This window comes from Streptomyces sp. NPDC060031, from assembly GCF_042736805.1.
Classification (GTDB): Bacteria; Actinomycetota; Actinomycetes; order Streptomycetales; family Streptomycetaceae; genus Streptomyces.
The window spans coordinates 23,396-39,395 of record NZ_JBHWVM010000074.1 but is presented as its reverse complement, the minus strand read 5'-3'; the positions used below and the strand labels follow the sequence as shown (position 1 = coordinate 39,395).

The 16,000-nt window shown below is 73.9% G+C and carries 15 protein-coding genes; 5 read left to right on the top strand and 10 right to left on the bottom strand.

Translation table 11 applies throughout. The annotated features are described in order from the left end of the window. Window positions 1-134 precede the first annotated feature (134 nt). Genes ACFWB8_RS27435 through ACFWB8_RS27425 form a run of 3 tightly spaced genes read right to left on the bottom strand, consistent with a single transcriptional unit; the run spans window position 135 to window position 2,853 of the window. Entirely contained in the window at window positions 135-875 is a 741-nt protein-coding gene (locus tag ACFWB8_RS27435) for an SseB family protein (RefSeq protein WP_385232553.1), read from the bottom strand. Between the two features lie 2 nt (window positions 876-877). Further along, window positions 878-2,089: a type VII secretion-associated serine protease mycosin gene (gene mycP, locus ACFWB8_RS27430; RefSeq protein ID WP_385232550.1), complete on the bottom strand. Its 1,212-nt coding sequence runs from the start codon at window positions 2,087-2,089 to the stop codon at window positions 878-880. Continuing rightward, window positions 2,086-2,853, bottom strand: a complete 768-nt coding sequence (locus ACFWB8_RS27425; RefSeq protein WP_385232548.1) for a hypothetical protein — start codon at window positions 2,851-2,853, stop codon at window positions 2,086-2,088. The genes mycP and ACFWB8_RS27425 overlap by 4 nt, the downstream gene beginning before the upstream one ends. A 139-nt stretch (window positions 2,854-2,992) precedes the next feature. Between ACFWB8_RS27425 and ACFWB8_RS27420 the strand changes: the two genes are divergently transcribed. After that, window positions 2,993-4,186, top strand: coding sequence for an amino acid deaminase/aldolase (locus tag ACFWB8_RS27420; RefSeq protein WP_385232545.1), 1,194 nt, complete (start codon window positions 2,993-2,995; stop codon window positions 4,184-4,186). A gap of 11 nt (window positions 4,187-4,197) precedes the next feature. On the opposite strand, the gene ACFWB8_RS27415 is transcribed toward ACFWB8_RS27420, so the two are convergent. The 4 genes from ACFWB8_RS27415 to ACFWB8_RS27400 form a co-directional block, all read right to left on the bottom strand. Then, window positions 4,198-5,496 carry a haloacid dehalogenase-like hydrolase gene (locus tag ACFWB8_RS27415; RefSeq protein WP_385232542.1) on the bottom strand — a complete coding sequence of 433 codons (1,299 nt, stop codon included), beginning with the start codon at window positions 5,494-5,496 and terminating at the stop codon, window positions 4,198-4,200. A 108-nt stretch (window positions 5,497-5,604) separates the two neighbouring features. Then, on the bottom strand, window positions 5,605-6,399 hold the full coding sequence (locus tag ACFWB8_RS27410; protein WP_385232539.1) for a 3-oxoacyl-ACP reductase: 795 nt from the start codon (window positions 6,397-6,399) through the stop codon (window positions 5,605-5,607). A gap of 6 nt (window positions 6,400-6,405) precedes the next feature. After that, the gene (locus tag ACFWB8_RS27405) at window positions 6,406-7,758 is read right to left on the bottom strand and encodes an aldehyde dehydrogenase family protein (RefSeq protein WP_385232536.1); all 1,353 of its coding nucleotides are present in this window, start codon (window positions 7,756-7,758) and stop codon (window positions 6,406-6,408) included. 58 nt (window positions 7,759-7,816) lie between these two features. Next, the gene (locus tag ACFWB8_RS27400) at window positions 7,817-9,199 is read right to left on the bottom strand and encodes a glutamine synthetase family protein (protein ID WP_385232533.1); all 1,383 of its coding nucleotides are present in this window, start codon (window positions 9,197-9,199) and stop codon (window positions 7,817-7,819) included. A 77-nt stretch (window positions 9,200-9,276) separates the two neighbouring features. Here ACFWB8_RS27400 and ACFWB8_RS27395 point away from each other — a divergent pair, with 77 nt between their 5' ends. The 3 genes from ACFWB8_RS27395 to ACFWB8_RS27385 all read left to right on the top strand — a co-directional run bounded on the left by ACFWB8_RS27395 (window position 9,277) and on the right by ACFWB8_RS27385 (window position 12,383). Then, window positions 9,277-10,023 carry a FadR/GntR family transcriptional regulator gene (locus tag ACFWB8_RS27395; RefSeq protein ID WP_385232530.1) on the top strand — a complete coding sequence of 249 codons (747 nt, stop codon included), beginning with the start codon at window positions 9,277-9,279 and terminating at the stop codon, window positions 10,021-10,023. Window positions 10,024-10,168: 145 nt separating this feature from the next. Next, entirely contained in the window at window positions 10,169-11,638 is a 1,470-nt protein-coding gene (gene eat, locus ACFWB8_RS27390) for an ethanolamine permease (protein WP_385232527.1), read from the top strand. 37 nt (window positions 11,639-11,675) lie between these two features. Beyond that, complete coding sequence (locus ACFWB8_RS27385; RefSeq protein WP_385232524.1) at window positions 11,676-12,383, top strand: gamma-glutamyl-gamma-aminobutyrate hydrolase family protein; 708 nt, start codon at window positions 11,676-11,678, stop codon at window positions 12,381-12,383. 90 nt (window positions 12,384-12,473) lie between these two features. Here ACFWB8_RS27385 and ACFWB8_RS27380 read toward each other — a convergent pair whose 3' ends face one another. Continuing rightward, a complete protein-coding gene (locus ACFWB8_RS27380) occupies window positions 12,474-13,406 on the bottom strand; it encodes a LysR family transcriptional regulator (RefSeq protein WP_385232521.1) in 933 nt (310 codons plus the stop codon). A 70-nt stretch (window positions 13,407-13,476) separates the two neighbouring features. Here ACFWB8_RS27380 and ACFWB8_RS27375 point away from each other — a divergent pair, with 70 nt between their 5' ends. Beyond that, a complete protein-coding gene (locus tag ACFWB8_RS27375) occupies window positions 13,477-14,604 on the top strand; it encodes a TDT family transporter (protein WP_385232518.1) in 1,128 nt (375 codons plus the stop codon). Between the two features lie 26 nt (window positions 14,605-14,630). Here ACFWB8_RS27375 and ACFWB8_RS27370 read toward each other — a convergent pair whose 3' ends face one another. Together ACFWB8_RS27370 and ACFWB8_RS27365 are read right to left on the bottom strand one after the other, a co-directional pair. Next, a complete protein-coding gene (locus ACFWB8_RS27370) occupies window positions 14,631-15,356 on the bottom strand; it encodes a helical backbone metal receptor (protein WP_385232515.1) in 726 nt (241 codons plus the stop codon). Window positions 15,357-15,361: 5 nt separating this feature from the next. Continuing rightward, window positions 15,362-15,910: a helix-turn-helix domain-containing protein gene (locus ACFWB8_RS27365; RefSeq protein ID WP_385232561.1), complete on the bottom strand. Its 549-nt coding sequence runs from the start codon at window positions 15,908-15,910 to the stop codon at window positions 15,362-15,364. Window positions 15,911-16,000: the final 90 nt, after the last annotated feature.

Below are 16,000 nucleotides of genomic sequence, written 5' to 3'. Positions count from 1 at the left end.
CGCCCCGCCCGGCCCCACTTACGCCGGCCCGGTCCGCCCGCTACCGGCGCCCCCCTCCACCCCCCACCACGCGTCGGTGCGCGGGGCGCCCCACCCCCCCGGCCCCACCTCCGTTTCCGGTTCCCGGCGCGCTCTCAGCGGGCGAAGAACGGCTCGCCGGCCGGCGCCGGGGCCTGCGCCGGGAGCAGCGCGAGGTCCAGCCCGCGTACGAGGCGAGCGCGCAGGGTCTCGTCGGCCGCCAGGGCCTCGGCGACCCGCCGGGCCGCCGCCGGGGCCTGGGCGTCGGCCGTCAGCGCGATCACGAGGGTGCCGTCGCTGTCCGCGCCGCCCTGAACGAGGTGGGCGCGCAGCACCGCGGGCTCGGCGGCCACGGCGGCCCGTACGGCCTCCCGTACGGCGGGGTCGGCGAGCGGGCCCGCGTCCGTGCGGCCCTCGGCCAGTGCGAGCAGGGCGGAGCCGGTGAGCTGGTAGGTGACCGGGCCGGACAGGTCCAGCACGAGGGTGTCGGCCTTCTCGTGCGCGGCGGCGGCCAGCGCCTGGTGCAGCGGGACCGCCACCGGGCGGGCCGCCGGGTCCCACAGGGCCAGCGAGGCGATCGAGGTGAAGGCGGGCAGCGCCCGCCGGTCCCCCGCCCGCAGGGTGGGGACGGCCATGTCGCTGGTCTTCTCGCGCTTGAGGCCCGTCTCCGGGTCCGTCTCGACCTCGCCGAGGACGGCGACGACGGGGACCAGCAGGCGGGCGTCCTTGAGGGCGGCCAGCACCTGCGGCTCCTTGCCCCTGTCCTCGGCCCAGGCGGCCAGGGCCGCGCTCAGCCTGGGGTCGGCGGAGCCGTCGTCGTCGGAGAAACCGGGGTCGGGGATGTTCTTGTTCGCCACAGTTACCCGACCCTACTCCGCCGGGCGGGCCTCGGACGCCGGGCCAGTACGGCGGCCAGCGCGAGCAGCACCAGACCCGCGGCCGCGGCGGCGTGCGTGCCCAGGCGCGCCCGGCGCTCGGGGGTCCGCAGCGGCTCGGAGCCGGCGCCGAAGTAGGCCTTGCCGGCCGCGGCGGGCGAGGGCACCGGGGGCTCGGCGCGCACCGCGTCCGCGGCCTGGAGGGCGGCGACCGGATCCACCAGGCCGTGGCCGCGGGCGTCGTCGCGGCCGTCGGCCGGGGAGTCGGCGGCAGTGTCCTCCAGCAGCTTCTTGACCTGGGCCGGGGACAGGTCGGGGTGCGCGGCGCGGACCAGGGCCACCGCGCCGGAGACGAAGGCCGCGGCCGCGCTGGTGCCCCAGCCCTCGTAGTAGGAGCGGTCGGGGTCGGCGATGACGACGTCGACGCCCGGGGCGCAGACGGTGGCGTACCAGTTGCTGGTGGAGAAGCCCGCCTTGCGGCCGCGCCGGTCGACGGCGGTGACGGCGATCACCCCGGGGTAGGCGGCCGGGTAGGAGGCGTGGTCGCCCTGTTCGCCGCCGTTGCCGGCGGAGGCGACGACGACCGCGCCCTTGGCGAGGGCGTACTGGACGGCCTCATCCTCGGCGGCCTCGTGGTGGGCGGAGCTGCTGTCGTCTCCGAGGGACAGGTTGATGACGTCGGCGTCGTGGTCGGCGGCCCAGCGGATGCCTTCGGCCAGGGCGCCGCCCATGCTCTCGCGGGCCTTGGCCCGGCCTGGGTCGCCTTCCTCCAGGATCACCCGGACCGGGAGGATCCTCGCCTGGGGTGCGATGCCGAGGACGCCTTGGCGGCGGTTCGGCCCGTGGCCGTGTCCGGCGATGATCCCGGCCATGGCCGTGCCGTGCCGGGCCCAGGCCCGGTCGCCGCGGCCGGCGCCCATGCCGACGAGGTCGGTCCCCTGGAGCACTTGCCCGGCCAGGTCGGGGTGGGCGTCGTCGACCCCGGTGTCGAGGACGGCGACGGTGACCCCGTCGCCCCGGGTGGTGCCCCAGGCCTCCTCGGCACGCAGGGCCGTGAGCCCCCACTGGCGGTCGCGGATGCCGTCGGCGAGGGCCGGGGGCGCCGCGGCGGTGGCGAGGAGGGCGCCGAGCGCGAGGACGGTCGCGGCGCGGGTCGTCACGGCGCGGGGCACCGCGGCGCGGGGCCGGGGGTTCATCGGGTGGGCTCCGGGGCGGGTGGGGCCGCGAGGGCCCGTACGGCGCGTTCGACGCGGTCGGCGACGGCCTTGGTCTCGTGGCCGAGGCCCGCCCGGGCCGCGGGTCCGGTGGCGTCCTGGCGCATCAGGTCCTCGGCGGGCCGGGGCGCGTCCAGGGTGCGGCCGTCGTTGAAGGCGGAGACGGCGTACACGACGACGGGTGCCTCGGGGAGGACGGAGGAGGTCCAGGCGGCGCGCCGGTCGTCGTCGAAGCCGTAGCCGGCCGGCGCCGCGAACCGGCCGCGCAGCCCCTGCATGGCGGCGGCGTCGGCCGGGGTGAACACCATGCCGACGGTGACGAGCGAGCTGCGGGTGGCGTCCGTGTAGGTGGCCCGCAGGACGCGGGTGCAGCCGGCCGGGGCGAGCAGCGCCCGCCAGTCGGCGCTCAGCGCGGCGGGGCAGTCGGCGTCGGGCGCCAGCGCGATCCGGGTCCAGGTGCGGTCGGCGCCGCCGGGACCGGCGCCGCGGCCGTCGAGCACGGGCGGGAAGAGGGTGTCGACGGGGGTGGCCCGCCACAGGGAAGCGGCCTTGCGGTACGCCGCGTCGGCGGCCAACGGCCGGTGCGCGGCGCGGTGTTCGGCGACCGCTTCGTAGCCGGCGGCGCCGGTCATCCCCGCTCCGAGGAGGGTGCACAGCACGGCGGCGAACACCCGCCCGGGCCGCCGCCGGGGCGCGGGCGGACCGGGCTCGGCCAGGACCGCGGTCCGCGGTGTCGACGTGCTCATCCGGCGGCTCCGCCCCCCGTTCCGTACGGCTGCCTAGCCGTACTGTACGGGCCTGCCCGGGCGCTCGGGACGACGGGACGGGCGAGGGCGGTGGCCGTAGCCCCTACCCACCGGTACCACCACGTGGCAAGCTGCCGCCATGTCTTCCGACCGGGCCCGGTACGACCGGGCGACCGCGCATCTCGACGCGCCCCTGGCCATCGTGGATCTCGACGCGTTCGACGCCAATGCCGACGACCTCGTGCGGCGGGCCGGCGGCAAGCCGGTCCGGGTGGCCAGCAAGTCCGTCCGATGTCGTGCGCTCCTCGAACGGGTCCTGGCGCGGCCGGGGTTCGCCGGGATCATGTCGTACACCCTGGCCGAGTCGATCTGGCTGGCCCGTTCCGGCTTCGAGGACGTGCTGCTCGCCTATCCGTCCGCCGACCGCGGCGGATTCGCCGAGCTGGCGGGCGATCCCAAGCTGGCCGCCGCCGTCACCGTCATGGTGGACGACCCGGCGCAGCTGGAGCTGATCGACCGCTCCCGGGACGGCGGGACGCAGGAGGTCCGGGTCTGCCTGGAGCTGGACACCGCGCTGCACCTGCTCGGCGGCCGGGTGCGCGTCGGGGCCCGCCGCTCGCCGCTGCGCGAGCCCGCGCAACTCGCCGAGCTGGCCCGGATCGTGAGCGCGCGTCCCGGTTTCCGCGTCGTCGGGCTGATGGGGTACGAGGGACACGTGGCCGGGGTCGGCGACTCCCTGGCCGGGCGGCCCCTGCGGTCGCGTGCGATCCGGCTGATGCAGGGCGCCGCCCGCAAGGAGCTGGCCGCCCGCCGGGGCGAGGCCGTGCGGGCCGTGCGGGCCGTCGTGCCGGACCTGGAGTTCGTCAACGGCGGCGGGACCGGCAGCGTCCAGCAGACCGCCGCCGAAGACGCGGTCACGGAGATCGCCGCCGGGTCGGGGCTGTACATACCGCGGCTGTTCGACAACTACACGTCGTTCCGGGGCCGTCCGGCGGCCCTGTTCGCCCTGCCCGTGGTCCGCAGGCCCGGCGTGGGCGTGGTGACCGTGCTGGGCGGCGGGTACCCCGCCTCGGGGGCGGCGGGGGCCGACCGGCTCCCCGTGCCGTACCTGCCCGAGGGGCTGCGCTACGACCCGCAGGAGGGCGCCGGCGAGGTACAGACGCCGCTTCTGGGCGGCGCGGCGGACGATCTGCTGATCGGCGACCGGGTGTGGTTCCGGCACGCGAAGGCCGGGGAACTGTGCGAGCGCTTCGAGGAGTTGCACCTCGTCGAGGGCGATCGGGTGACGGCCACCGCCCCGACGTACCGGGGCGAGGGCCGCACGTTCCTCTGACTGGCGGGGGCTTAGAAGACGGTGTCCGTCTGGTCGGGGACGATGCTCGCGTCGCCCCGGCGGACGGGTCCGGCCGTGCCCTCGTGGTCGACGTAGCCCGTCGTGGCGCACGGGTAGGGCGAGCTCTTCTGCTTCTTCGGCTCGATGAACATCGGGTTCACGATCCACTTGCCGTCGCTGTTGTCGTACGCGCGGCACATCAGCTCGTTCTTGTTGCGGTTCACGACGAGCCGCAGGGCGGTCGCGTCGCGCAGGAACGAGATGTCGGTGTCGGAGTCGCCCGCGGCGAACACCTGGCGGCGCGCGGCCGGCTGGACCTTCTCGGCCGCGGCGCCGCGGACCCCGAAGACCTCCTTGTTGATCCAGCAGCGCTTGCCGTCGATGTACGTGATCATCGAGTCGGCGCCGTCCCGGACGGATCCGCAGCCCTGGAGGTGGGAGGTGAACTTCCCGCCGCTGGTGGTGGTGTTGCGGATGCCGATGACGTGGTCGGAGGTGATGCCGACGCCCTTGGCCCACACCTCGACGACCGGCTGCGGCGAGGCCGAGCTGATCCAGACGTCGAAGCCGGCCTTCTGCAGGCCCGCGATCAGGTCCTTCTGCTGGTCGTAGTAGCGCACCCAGCCGGTGGCGGAGGTGCTGCCGACCTGCTGCTTGGCTCCGACGGGCGCGGCCAGGTTCTCGCTCCGCGCGGCGGCCGCGAAACCGCGGACCTGGCTCGCGGTCCAGCCCTGCATCAGCTGCGGCAGCCAGGCGTAGGCGGGTTCGATCGTACGGCGGTCCCAGCCGGCGAAGGCGGCGGCGCCGGCCCTCGTGGCCGCGGCGCCGTAGACGGAGTTCAGCTCGTCGGCGCAGCCGGCGGCTTCGGGGGCGCCGGTGGGCAGCGGGGCGCCGGGGCGCGCGAGCGTTCCGCAGGCGTCGGCGAGGGCCTTGGCTGCGGCCGGGGTGAGGTAGCGGCTGGTGGTGGACCAGTCGCCCCCGGCGGGCTGGCGGATCTTGCCGTTGCGCAGCATCCAGAACATGGTGGCGTCGCCGACGTCGTTCTTGACGACGGTGTTGTCCCAGTCGAAGACGGCGACGGGCTTGTTGCGGTTCGGGCGGTAGGGGTTGCAGGCGCCGTACTCGTCGATGAGCTGCTGGAGGCGGGCCTGGTTGTCCCCGTACCAGCCGGCCGCGAGCCGCGGGCTGGTGCAGTGGGTGCCGGGGCGGGCCGCCTGGGCGGTGGGCGCGGCGGCCACGAGGGCGCCGCCGGATATCGCGACGGCGGCGGCGACGGCCTGGAGCCGGCGCGCGGTGGTGGGTCGGGTCACTGAGGTGGACACTCCTGGTTCCTGTGAGGATCGTCGCGGACGGTAGAGCACGACAGCCGGGCGTCGTGCGACGCCCGGCTGTCGGGAGGGTGGATCTGGGATGAATGCTTACAGCGGGGTGACGTACGCGCCGGAGATGCCGCCGTCGACGAGGAAATCGGTGGCGTTGATGAAGGAGGAGTCGTCGCTCGCGAGGAAGGCGACGGCCGCGGCGATCTCGGTGGGCTCGGCGAAGCGGCCCAGCGGGATGTGCACGAGGCGGCGGGCGGCGCGCTCCGGGTCCTTGGCGAACAGCTCCTGGAGCAGCGGGGTGTTGACCGGCCCCGGGCAGAGCGCGTTGACGCGGATGCCCTCGCGGGCGAACTGCACGCCGAGTTCGCGGGACATGGCCAGGACGCCGCCCTTGGAGGCGGTGTACGAGATCTGCGAGGTCGCGGCGCCCATGACGGCCACGAAGGAGGCGGTGTTGATGATCGAGCCGCGGCCCTGGCGCTGCATGTAGGGCAGTGCGGCCTTGCAGCACAGGTAGACGGAGGTGAGGTTGACGTCCTGGACCCGCTTCCAGGCCTCCAGGCCGGTGGTGAGGATCGAGTCGTCGTCCGGGGGCGAGATGCCGGCGTTGTTGAAGGCGATGTCGACGGAGCCGTAGGTGTCGAAGGCGGTCTTGAACAGTGCCTCGACCTCCTCCGGGCTGGTGACGTCGACCTTCACGAAGGTGCCGCCGACCTCCTCGGCGGCGGCCTTGCCGGCCGTCTCGTCGATGTCGCCGCAGACGATGTTGGCGCCCTCGGAGGCCAGCCGGCGGGCGGTGGCGAGGCCGATGCCGCTGCCGGCTCCGGTGATGACGGCGGTACGGCCGACCAGGCGGCGGCAGACGATCTCTTCGGTGTCGCGACTGAACATGGGTTTTCAGGCCTCCGTGCTGATGAAGACGTTCTTGGTCTCGGTGAAAGCGGTGAGGGCGTCGGGTCCGAGCTCGCGGCCGAGGCCGGACTGCTTGTAGCCGCCGAAGGGGGTCCAGTAGCGGACGCTGCTGTGGGAGTTGACGGACAGGTTGCCCGCGGCGACGGCGCGCGAGACGCGCAGCGCGCGTCCGATGTCGCGGGTCCAGAGGGAGCCGGAGAGGCCGTACTCGGTGGCGTTGGCCAGGCGTACGGCGTCCTCCTCGTCCTCGAAGGGCAGGACGACCGCGACCGGGCCGAAGACCTCCTCGGCGGCCACGGGCGCCGTGGGGGCGACGTCGGTGACCAGGGTCGGCGGGTACCAGAAGCCGGGGCCCTCGGGGGCGGCGCCGCGGATCGCGGCGAGGTCGTCGGTGACGTAGGACCGTACGCGGTCCAGTTGCAGCCGCGAGATCAGCGGCCCCATCTGGGTCTTCTCGTCGGCCGGGTCGCCCACGACCACGCTTTCGATCCCGGGGGCCACCAGCTCCAGGAACCGGTCGTACACGGAGCGCTGTACGAGGATCCGCGTGCGGGCGCAGCAGTCCTGTCCGGTGTTGTCGAGGAAGGACATGGGGGCCGCGGCGGCGGCCGCCTCGAGGTCGGCGTCCGCGAAGACGATGTTGGGGCTCTTGCCGCCGAGTTCGAGGGTGACCCGCTTCACGCGGTCGGCGCACTTGGCCATGATCTGCTTGCCGACCCGGGTGGAGCCGGTGAAGACGATCTTCGCGACGCCCGGGTGCTCGACCAGCGCGTCACCCGCTTCCGCTCCCCGGCCGGGGAGCACCTGGAAGAGGTGCTCGGGGATCCCGGCCTCGAGGGCGAGTTCGGCGAGGCGCAGCGCGGTGAGCGGGGTGGTCTCGGCGGGCTTGAGGATGACGGCGTTGCCCGCGGCCAGCGCCGGGGCCAGGCCCCAGGCCGCGATCGGCATGGGGAAGTTCCACGGGGCGATCACGCCGATGACGCCGAGGGGTTCGAGGAAGGTGACGTCGATGCCGCCGGCGACGGGGATCTGGCGGCCGGAGAGGCGCTCGACTCCCCCGGCGGCGAAGTCGAGCAGGTCGCGTACGTTGCCGGCTTCCCAGCGGGCGTTGCCGATGGTGTGGCCGGCCTCGCGGACCTCCAGCCGCGCCAGTTCCTCGATGTGCCCGTCGACGACCGAGGCGAAGCGGCGCAGCAGCCTGGCCCGGTCGGCGGGGGCGGCGGCCGCCCAGCCGCGCTGGGCCGCGGCGGCCCGTGTGACGGCGGCGTCGACATCGTCCCGTGTGGCGGCCGGGACGGTGGCGATGATTTCCTCGGTGGCCGGATTCAACACACTCAAATTGAAGGGGGCCAGCGCATCGGACACGTGGTGCCTCACAGATCTTCGAGGGAGCGGGTTACAGGCGTTCGAAGGAGCGGCGCAGTTCCCAGTCGGTGACGGCGGAGTCGTACGCGTCCAGTTCCACGCGGGCCATGTTCCGGTAGTGGGCGACCACTTCGGGCCCGAACGCGGCCTTGGCGATCTCGCTGTTCTCCCAGAGCTCGGCGGCCTCGCGCAGGGTCGTCGGGACGTGGGCGTAGTCGGCGGTGTAGGCGTTGCCCGCACAGGCTTCGGGCAGTTCCAGGCGGTTCTCGATGCCGTGGAGACCGGCCGCGACCAGGCCGGCGACGGCGAGGTAGGGGTTGACGTCGCCGCCGGGGAGGCGGTTCTCGAAGCGCATGGAGCGGCCGTGGCCGACGACCCGCAGGGCGCAGGTCCGGTTGTCGACGCCCCAGGCGACGGCGGTCGGAGCGAAGGATCCGGGGCGGAAACGCTTGTACGAGTTGATGTTCGGGGCGTAGAGAAGGGAGAAGTCGCGCAGCGCGGCCAACTGACCGGCCAGGAAGTGACGCATCACCGGGGACATGCCGCCGTGGTCGTCGGGGCCGTCAGGGTCCTCACCGGCCATCGCGTTGCGTCCGTCGGCGTCGCTGAGCGAGAGGTGGATGTGGCAGGAGTTGCCCTCGCGCTCGTCGTACTTGGCCATGAAGGTGAGGGAGACGCCTTCCTGGGCGGCGATCTCCTTCGCCCCGGTCTTGTAGACCGCGTGCTGGTCGCAGGTGGTCAGCGCCTCGTCGTAGCGGAAGACGATCTCGTGCTGGCCGAGGTTGCACTCCCCCTTCGCCGACTCGACGACCAGGCCCGCGGCCTGCATCTCGTTGCGGACGCGGCGCAGCAGGGGCTCGATGCGGCCGGTCCCGAGGACGGAGTAGTCGATGTTGTACTGGTTGGCGGGGGTCAGGCCCTTGTAGTCGCGGTTCCAGGCCTGCTCGTAGGTGTCCTGGAAGACCATGAACTCCAGCTCGGTGCCGACCATCGCGCCGTACCCGTGCTCGGCGAGGCGCTCCAGCTGCCGGCGCAGGATCTGGCGGGGCGCGGCGACGACGGGCGTGCCGTCGTTCCAGGCGAGGTCGGCCACGAGGAAGGCGCTGCCGGGGTTCCAGGGGATCCGGCGCAGGGTGGCGAGGTCGGGGTGCATGGCGAAGTCGCCGTAGCCCCGGTCCCAGGAGGACATCTCGTATCCGTCGACGGTGTTCATGTCGGTGTCGACGGCGAGGAGGTAGTTGCAGCCCTCGGTGCCGTGCGCGAGGACCTCGTCGAGGAAGAACTGTGCGGCGAACCGCTTGCCCTGGAGCCGCCCCTGCATGTCGGGGAAGGCCAGGACCACTGTGTCGATCTCACCGCTGGCGACGAGGGCACGGAGCTCCTCAATCGCGAGCGGCGGCTTGCGGTCTACCACGGGAATCTCTCCTTCGGTGAGCCGAGTGCGCCTAAGGTATTGAATAGAACCATTGCTTGGGAAGGGGAGGAGCCGAGATGACCGATACGGCGAGTGAGGGCGGCGCCGTCGCGCGGCTGAATCCCGTGCTGCGCCAGGTGCGGGCGGGCAGCGGCTTCGAGGAGGCGCTGGAGCAGATCCTGCAAGTGGTCCGCCTCGGCCTGGTGCCCGGCGGGGAACGGTTGCCGCCCGAGCGGGAGTTGGCCGAGCGGATGGGGATCAGCCGGGTCACGCTCCGCGAGGTGCTGAAGGTCCTCCAGGACCAGGGCCTGGTGGAGGCCCGGCGGGGACGGTACGGCGGAACGTTCGTGCTGCCCCGCCCCGACACCCCGGCGAGCGGCGCCGAGGAGGAGCTGCGCCGGCGGGTCGCGGGCGTGGACATCGAGGACGTCCTGCGGTTCCGCGAGGTCCTGGAGGTGGGCGCGGCCGGACTGTGCGCCTCCCAGGGGCTGGCCGAAGAAGGTGCGGAGCGGCTGCTCGGGGCCCTGACCGCCACCCACGACGCCCAGCTCGCCGATTACCGGCGCCAGGACACCCTCTTCCACCTCGCCCTGTGCGAACTCGCCGGATCCGCCACCCTGACGGCCCAGTACGCGGCCGTCCGGGCCACCGTGAACGACCTGCTGGACTGCATCCCGCTGCTGGTGCGCAACCTGGAGCACTCGCAGCAGCAGCACACCACCCTGGTGGAGGCGGTGCTGGAGCGGGACGCGGACGCGGCGCGCGAGGTGATGCGCGAGCACTGCTGCGGCACGGCGGCGCTGCTGCGGGGGTTCCTGGCCTGAGCGGCGGGATGCGGGATGCGGGACGGCCGCGCCGGCGTCGGCCGGAGAACTTTTCGTAACCCCTGTTTAACGCACGGGTCTTGCGCCCGCCACTCCTCAGCGGCAAAGGTACGCCCCACAACCATTGCCCTAGGCAGGAGCGCACATGGCCGACGACACCTCGGCACGGCTGGCAGCCGTACCCGATCCCACCACGTCCCCCGAGGGCACCGACGGCTACCTGGAGCGCCGCACCCTGCGCCGCGGCAGCGCCGGCTGGCTGCTGCTCACCGGCCTCGGCGTCGCGTACGTCGTCTCCGGAGACTTCTCCGGCTGGAACGTCGGCCTCGCCCAGGGCGGTTTCGGCGGGCTCGCCATCGCCACCGCCCTGATGGGCGCGATGTACGCCTGCCTCGTCTTCTCCCTCGCGGAGCTGTCGGCGATCCTGCCGACCGCCGGCGGCGGCTACGGCTTCGCCCGCCGGGCGCTGGGCACCTGGGGCGGTTTCCTCACCGGCACCGCCATCCTCATCGAGTACATCCTCGCCCCCGCCGCCATCGCCATCTTCATCGGCGACTACGTCGAGTCCCTCAACCTTTTCGGCCTCACCTCCGGCTGGCCCGTCTACCTCGCCTGCTTCGCGATCTTCATCGGCATCCACCTCTGGGGAGTCGGCGAGGCCCTGCGCTTCTCCCTCGTCGTCACCGCCATCGCCGTGATCGCCCTGATCGTCTTCGCGCTCGGCGCGTTCACCGAGTTCGACGCGGGCCACCTCGACGACATCGCCGTGGACACCACCGCCTTCGGCTCCGGCTCCTGGCTGCCGCTGGGCATCCTCGGCATCTGGGCCGCGTTCCCCTTCGGCATGTGGTTCTTCCTCGGCGTCGAGGGCGTGCCGCTGGCGGCCGAGGAGGCCAAGGACCCGGTGCGCTCCATGCCGCGCGCCCTGTCGATCTCGATGGGCATCCTGATCCTGCTCGCGCTGATCACCTTCCTCGCCTCGACCGGGGCGCGGGGCGCCGACGCCATCAAGGACGCGGGCAACCCGCTGGTCGTCGCCCTGGAGGGCAACTCCGGACTCTCCTGGCTGAAGACCTTCGTCAACTACGCCGGGCTCGCCGGGCTGGTGGCCTCCTTCTTCTCCCTCATCTACGCCGGTTCGCGCCAGCTGTTCGCCCTGTCCCGGGCGGGCTACCTCCCGCGCTTCCTCTCGCTGACCTCCAAGCGCAAGGCCCCGTACCTGGGCCTGCTGATCCCCGGCGCGATCGGCTTCGCCCTGGCCGCCGCCACCGGCAACGGACCGCGCATGCTGAACATCGCGGTCTTCGGCGCGACCATCAGCTACGCCCTGATGGCCCTCTCCCACATCGTCCTGCGCCGCCGCGAGCCGGACCTGGAGCGGCCGTACCGCACCCCGGGCGGGATCGCCACCTCCTCGGTGGCCTTCGTACTCGCCCTGTCGGCCCTGGTCGCCACCTTCCTGGTGGACAAGGACGCGGCGTTCATCGCACTGGCCGTGTACGCCGTCGCCCTCGCCTACTTCGCGATCTACAGTCGGCACCACCTGGTGGCCTCCGCGCCGGAGGAAGAGTTCGCGGCTCTCGCGGAAGCGGAGGCGGAACTGTCCCGCGACTGAAATCCTGGCCCCGATCCACCCTCTGGAGGTATCAACCGTGCACAGGCCGCTCATCGGCATCTCCACCTACGTGGAAGCGTCCACCCGCTACGGGGTGTGGGACCTTCCCACCGCCCTCGTCCCCACCGGGTACTACGAACTCGTCCAGGCGGCGGGCGGCGCGGCGGTGCTGCTGCCGCCGGACGAACCCGGCAGGGCGGCGGAGGTGCTGAGCCGGCTGGACGGCCTGGTCGTCGCGGGCGGCCCCGACGTGGACCCGCTCCACTACGGCGCCGCCCGCGATCCCCGTACGGGAGCGCCCGCCACGGTCCGCGACCACTGGGAACTGGCGCTGATCGGGGCGGCGCTCGCCTCCGGCATGCCGCTGCTGGGGATCTGCCGGGGCATGCAGGCGCTGAACGTGGCCCTGGGCGGGACGCTGCACCAGCACATCGACGGGCACGCGGACGCCCCGGGCGTCATCTCCTGGCACCCGGTGCGGCCGGTGCCGGGCACGCGGTACGCGGCGCTGGTGCCGCAGGAGGCGGAGGTTCCGACGTACCACCACCAGGCCGTGGACCGCCTGGGCCGCGACCTGATCGTCTCGGCCCACGCGGCCGACGGGACGGTGGAGGCGATCGAACTCGCGGACCCGGCGCGGTGGGTCGTCGGCGTCCAGTGGCACCCGGAACGGGACGAGGACACCCGCGTGATGTCGTCCCTCGTCTCGGCGGCCACCGCGCGCACTTCGGTCCTGGTCTCGTAACCCCCGGGGCTCCACGGCCGGACCGGGCGGCCGCGGCGCCACTGCCGGGGGCCGGCCCCGGACCCCCGCGGCGTGGCCGGACCGGCGGCGCTACGGGAGCCGGCGCGTCAGGGACAGCAGGTCGCGCGCCGGGCCCGCCGGGCGGGAGCCCGTCGGCCAGACGGCCCGCAGGGCCCGGTCCAGCGCCGCCCCGACCACCGGCACGGCCACCAGCCGCCGCCCCGCCAACTCGTCCCCCACCGCCAGTTCCGACAGCACGCACGGCCCCGCCCCGCTCAGCGCCGCCGCCTTGACGGCCGTGGTCGACGCCAGCTCCAGCAGCGGCTCCGCCACGCCCCCGCACCCCGCCAGCGCCGCGTCCAGCACCTGCCGCGTCCCCGACCCCCGCTCCCGCAGGATCAGCGGCGTCGACGCCAGTTCCGCCGCCTCCACCCCCTTGGCCCGCCGCGCCCACGGGTGCCCCGACGCCACCGCCACCACCAGCCGGTCCTGTGCGATGACCGCCGAGTCCAGCCCCTCCGGCACCGTCAGCCCCTCCACGAAGCCGAGGTCCGCCTCGTGGGCCAGGACCCGCTGCGCCACCACCGCCGAGTTCCCCGCGTGCAACGACACCGCCGTCCCGGGCCTCTGCCCGCGCAGGGCGATCAGCCACCCGGGCAACAGGTACTCCGCGATGGTCATGCTGGCCGCAACCCGCAGCCGCGAGTCGCGCCGCCCCCGCAGCGCCTGCGCACCGGCGTCGAAGGCTTCCGCCGCCTCCACCACCCGCCGGGCCCAGTCCGTGACCAGCGCGCCCTCCGCGGTGAGCGTGGAGCCGCGCGGGGAGCGGTCCACCAGCGCCACCCCCAGCCGGGTCTCCATCGCACGGATCCGGCTGCTCGCCGCGGGCTGGGTGATGCCCAGCCGCCGGGCCGCGCCGCTCAGGCTGCCGATCCGCGCGACCGCGAGCAGCAGTTCCAGCGCGCCGAGATCCGGTACCCGGTGCGCCAGCGGAACCTGCGACGCCCACTCCTCATTACCCATAAGTTCAGTTTATGTCCTCATAGGAAGATGACCTCTGCCGCCCGGCCCGCCCCGGCGGAACCCTGGAGCCATGGCCACCACCCTGGTTCGATCCGACACCACCCCCGAGACCGCCGCCGCCCCCGCCCACAAGGCACCGGCGCTGCGCCACCTCGGCCCCAACTGGTACGCCTCCGTCATGGGCACGGCGATCATCGCGAACGCCGGCGCGACCCTCCCGTACCAGCTCCCCGGCCAGCGCGTGGCCTGCCTGATCCTCTGGGCCCTGTCCGCCGCCGCCCTCGCCGTCCTGCTCACCGCCCGCGCCGGGCACTGGCTCCACCACCGCGACCAGGCCCGGGCCCATCTCCTCGACCCCGCCGTGGCCCCCTTCTACGGCTGCCTCGCGATGGCCCTGCTGGCCGTCGGCGGCGGCACCATGATCGTCGGCAAGGACCTGATCGGGGTGCTGGCCGCCGTCGCCGCGGACGCGGTCCTCTTCACCGCCGGCACCGCGATCGGCCTGCTCATGGCCGTCGTCGTGCCCTACCTGATGGTGGTCCGCCACAAGGTCACGCCCGGGCAGGCCACCCCGGTGTGGCTGCTCCCCGTGGTCGCCCCCATGGTCTCCGCCGCCGTCGGCCCGCTGCTGATACCCCACCTGCCCTCGGGGCAGCCCCGCGAGGCCATGCTGCTCGCCTGCTACGCCATGTTCGGCATCAGCCTGCTCGCCACCCTGCTGATGCTCCCCCTGATCTTCGGCCGCCTGATCATGCACGGGCCCCTGCCCCTGGCCCTCACCCCGACCCTGTTCCTGGTCCTGGGCCCCCTCGGGCAGTCGACCACCGCCGTCAACCAGCTCGCCGACGTGGCGCCCCAGTCGATAGCGGCCCCCTACGCCGGTGCGTTCGGCGCCTTCGCGGTCGTCTACGGGGTGCCCGTGATGGGCTTCGCCCTGCTGTGGCTGGCCCTGGCCGTCGCCATGCTGGTCCGGGCCGCCCGGGGCGGCATGGGGTTCGCCATGACCTGGTGGGCCCTGACCTTCCCCATCGGCACCTGCGTCACCGGCGCCGCCGGCCTGGCCCACCACACCGGGCTGACCGCCTTCGCCTGGCTGGCCGCCGCACTGTTCCTGGCCCTGCTCACCGCCTGGGTCCTGGCCGCGACCCACACCCTGCGCGGCCTCTTCTCCGGCCGCCTCCTGGCCGCACCCCGCTAGCTGGCCAGTGCTGTGACCGGAACGCTTCAGCGCGCCGCGCGCAGGGCGGCCCCCAGCACCGCCGGGGCCTGCGCCAGCGAAGGCCCGTACCAGGTCAGGTGGCGGCCGCTGACCAGCGCCGCCGGCAGGGGCGCGAACGCCTCCGGGCCGTCGGACTCCGTGAAGCGGTACGGCTCGTCGGGGAGCACCACCAGATCGCAGCCGGCGGCGGCCAGCTCCTCGACGGGCACGCACGGGTAGCGCTCCGCGTGCCCGGCGTACGCGTTGCGCACCCCCAGCCGGGCCAGCAGATCGCCCGCGAAGGTGTCCCGGCCCAGCACCATCCACGGCCTGCGCCACACCGGCACGAAGGCCGTTCGCTCCCCGCCGGGCGCCACGGGCCGCACGTCCGCCCAGGCGGCCTCGGCCCGGTCCAGCCACTCGGGCCGCTTCAGCCCCAGGGCTCCCACCAGGACCCGGTCCAGCTCGCTCAGCGCCTGCGGCAGCCCGCGTACCTCGGTGACCAGCACCTCCACCCCGGCCGCCCGCAGCTCCGCCAGGTCCGGGGCCCGGTTCTCCTCCTCGTTGGCGATCACCAGGTCCGGGCGCAGCCGCGCGATCCGGCGCACGTCGGGGTTCTTCGTTCCCCCGATCCGCGCCGCGTCCCCGAGGTCCGCGGGATGCGTGCACCAGTCGGTCGCCCCGACCAGCAGCCCGGGCGCGCTCACCGCCACCGCCTCGGTCAGCGACGGCACCAGCGAGACGACCCGCATCCGGCTCAGCGCCCCGGCGCCGGCGGTTCGGAGGTCGCGTGGATGTGGTCGCCGACCGCGACGACGAGGAACCGGGTGTCCTCGGTGACGGCCCGCCACCGGTGCCGCACCCCGCCGGAGAGGAACAGCGCGTCACCGCTCTCCAGCCGGTACGCCCGCCCCTCGGCCTCCACCTGGCACGCGCCGGAGACCACGTACATCAGCTCGTCGTTGCGGTGCTGGTACTCGCGGCCCGCGTCCTGGTCCCCGGTGAACTCCAGCGCGTGCAGTTGGTGGTGCCCGCGCACGAGGGGCCGTACGCCCGGGACCGGGGTGAGCCCGGAGTCGTCGCCGGCCCGTACGAGGTCCACCGTGCGCGCGGTGTCGGAGGCGGCCAGCAGCTCGACGGCGGTGGTCTCCAGCGCGTCCGCGACCCGCTCCAGGGACCGCATGCTGGGCCGGGCCCGCTCGTTCTCTATCTGGCTCAGGAAGGGCACCGACAGGCCGCTGCGCGCCGAGACGGCGGCGAGCGTCAGGTGCAGCGCGCGGCGCCGTTTGCGTACGGCCACGCCCACCCGGAGCGGTTCCTTGGCGTCCTTGTGCTTGTCGTCCCTGTCGTTCCGGTCGCTCTTGCCGTCCGCTGTGTACAGGTCCTGCGTGCCGTC

Bases quoted from the DNA above. Each gene is read 5' to 3' on its own strand.
- mycP (WP_385232550.1), bottom strand. From the start codon at position 2,089: ATGAACCCCCGGCCCCGCGCCGCGGTGCCCCGCGCCGTGACGACCCGC.
- ACFWB8_RS27425 (WP_385232548.1), bottom strand. From the start codon at position 2,853: ATGAGCACGTCGACACCGCGGACCGCGGTCCTGGCCGAGCCCGGTCCG.
- ACFWB8_RS27420 (WP_385232545.1), top strand. From the start codon at position 2,993: ATGTCTTCCGACCGGGCCCGGTACGACCGGGCGACCGCGCATCTCGAC.
- ACFWB8_RS27410 (WP_385232539.1), bottom strand. From the start codon at position 6,399: ATGTTCAGTCGCGACACCGAAGAGATCGTCTGCCGCCGCCTGGTCGGC.
- ACFWB8_RS27395 (WP_385232530.1), top strand. From the start codon at position 9,277: ATGACCGATACGGCGAGTGAGGGCGGCGCCGTCGCGCGGCTGAATCCC.
- eat (WP_385232527.1), top strand. From the start codon at position 10,169: ATGGCCGACGACACCTCGGCACGGCTGGCAGCCGTACCCGATCCCACC.
- ACFWB8_RS27380 (WP_385232521.1), bottom strand. From the start codon at position 13,406: ATGGGTAATGAGGAGTGGGCGTCGCAGGTTCCGCTGGCGCACCGGGTA.
- ACFWB8_RS27375 (WP_385232518.1), top strand. From the start codon at position 13,477: ATGGCCACCACCCTGGTTCGATCCGACACCACCCCCGAGACCGCCGCC.
- ACFWB8_RS27370 (WP_385232515.1), bottom strand. From the start codon at position 15,356: ATGCGGGTCGTCTCGCTGGTGCCGTCGCTGACCGAGGCGGTGGCGGTG.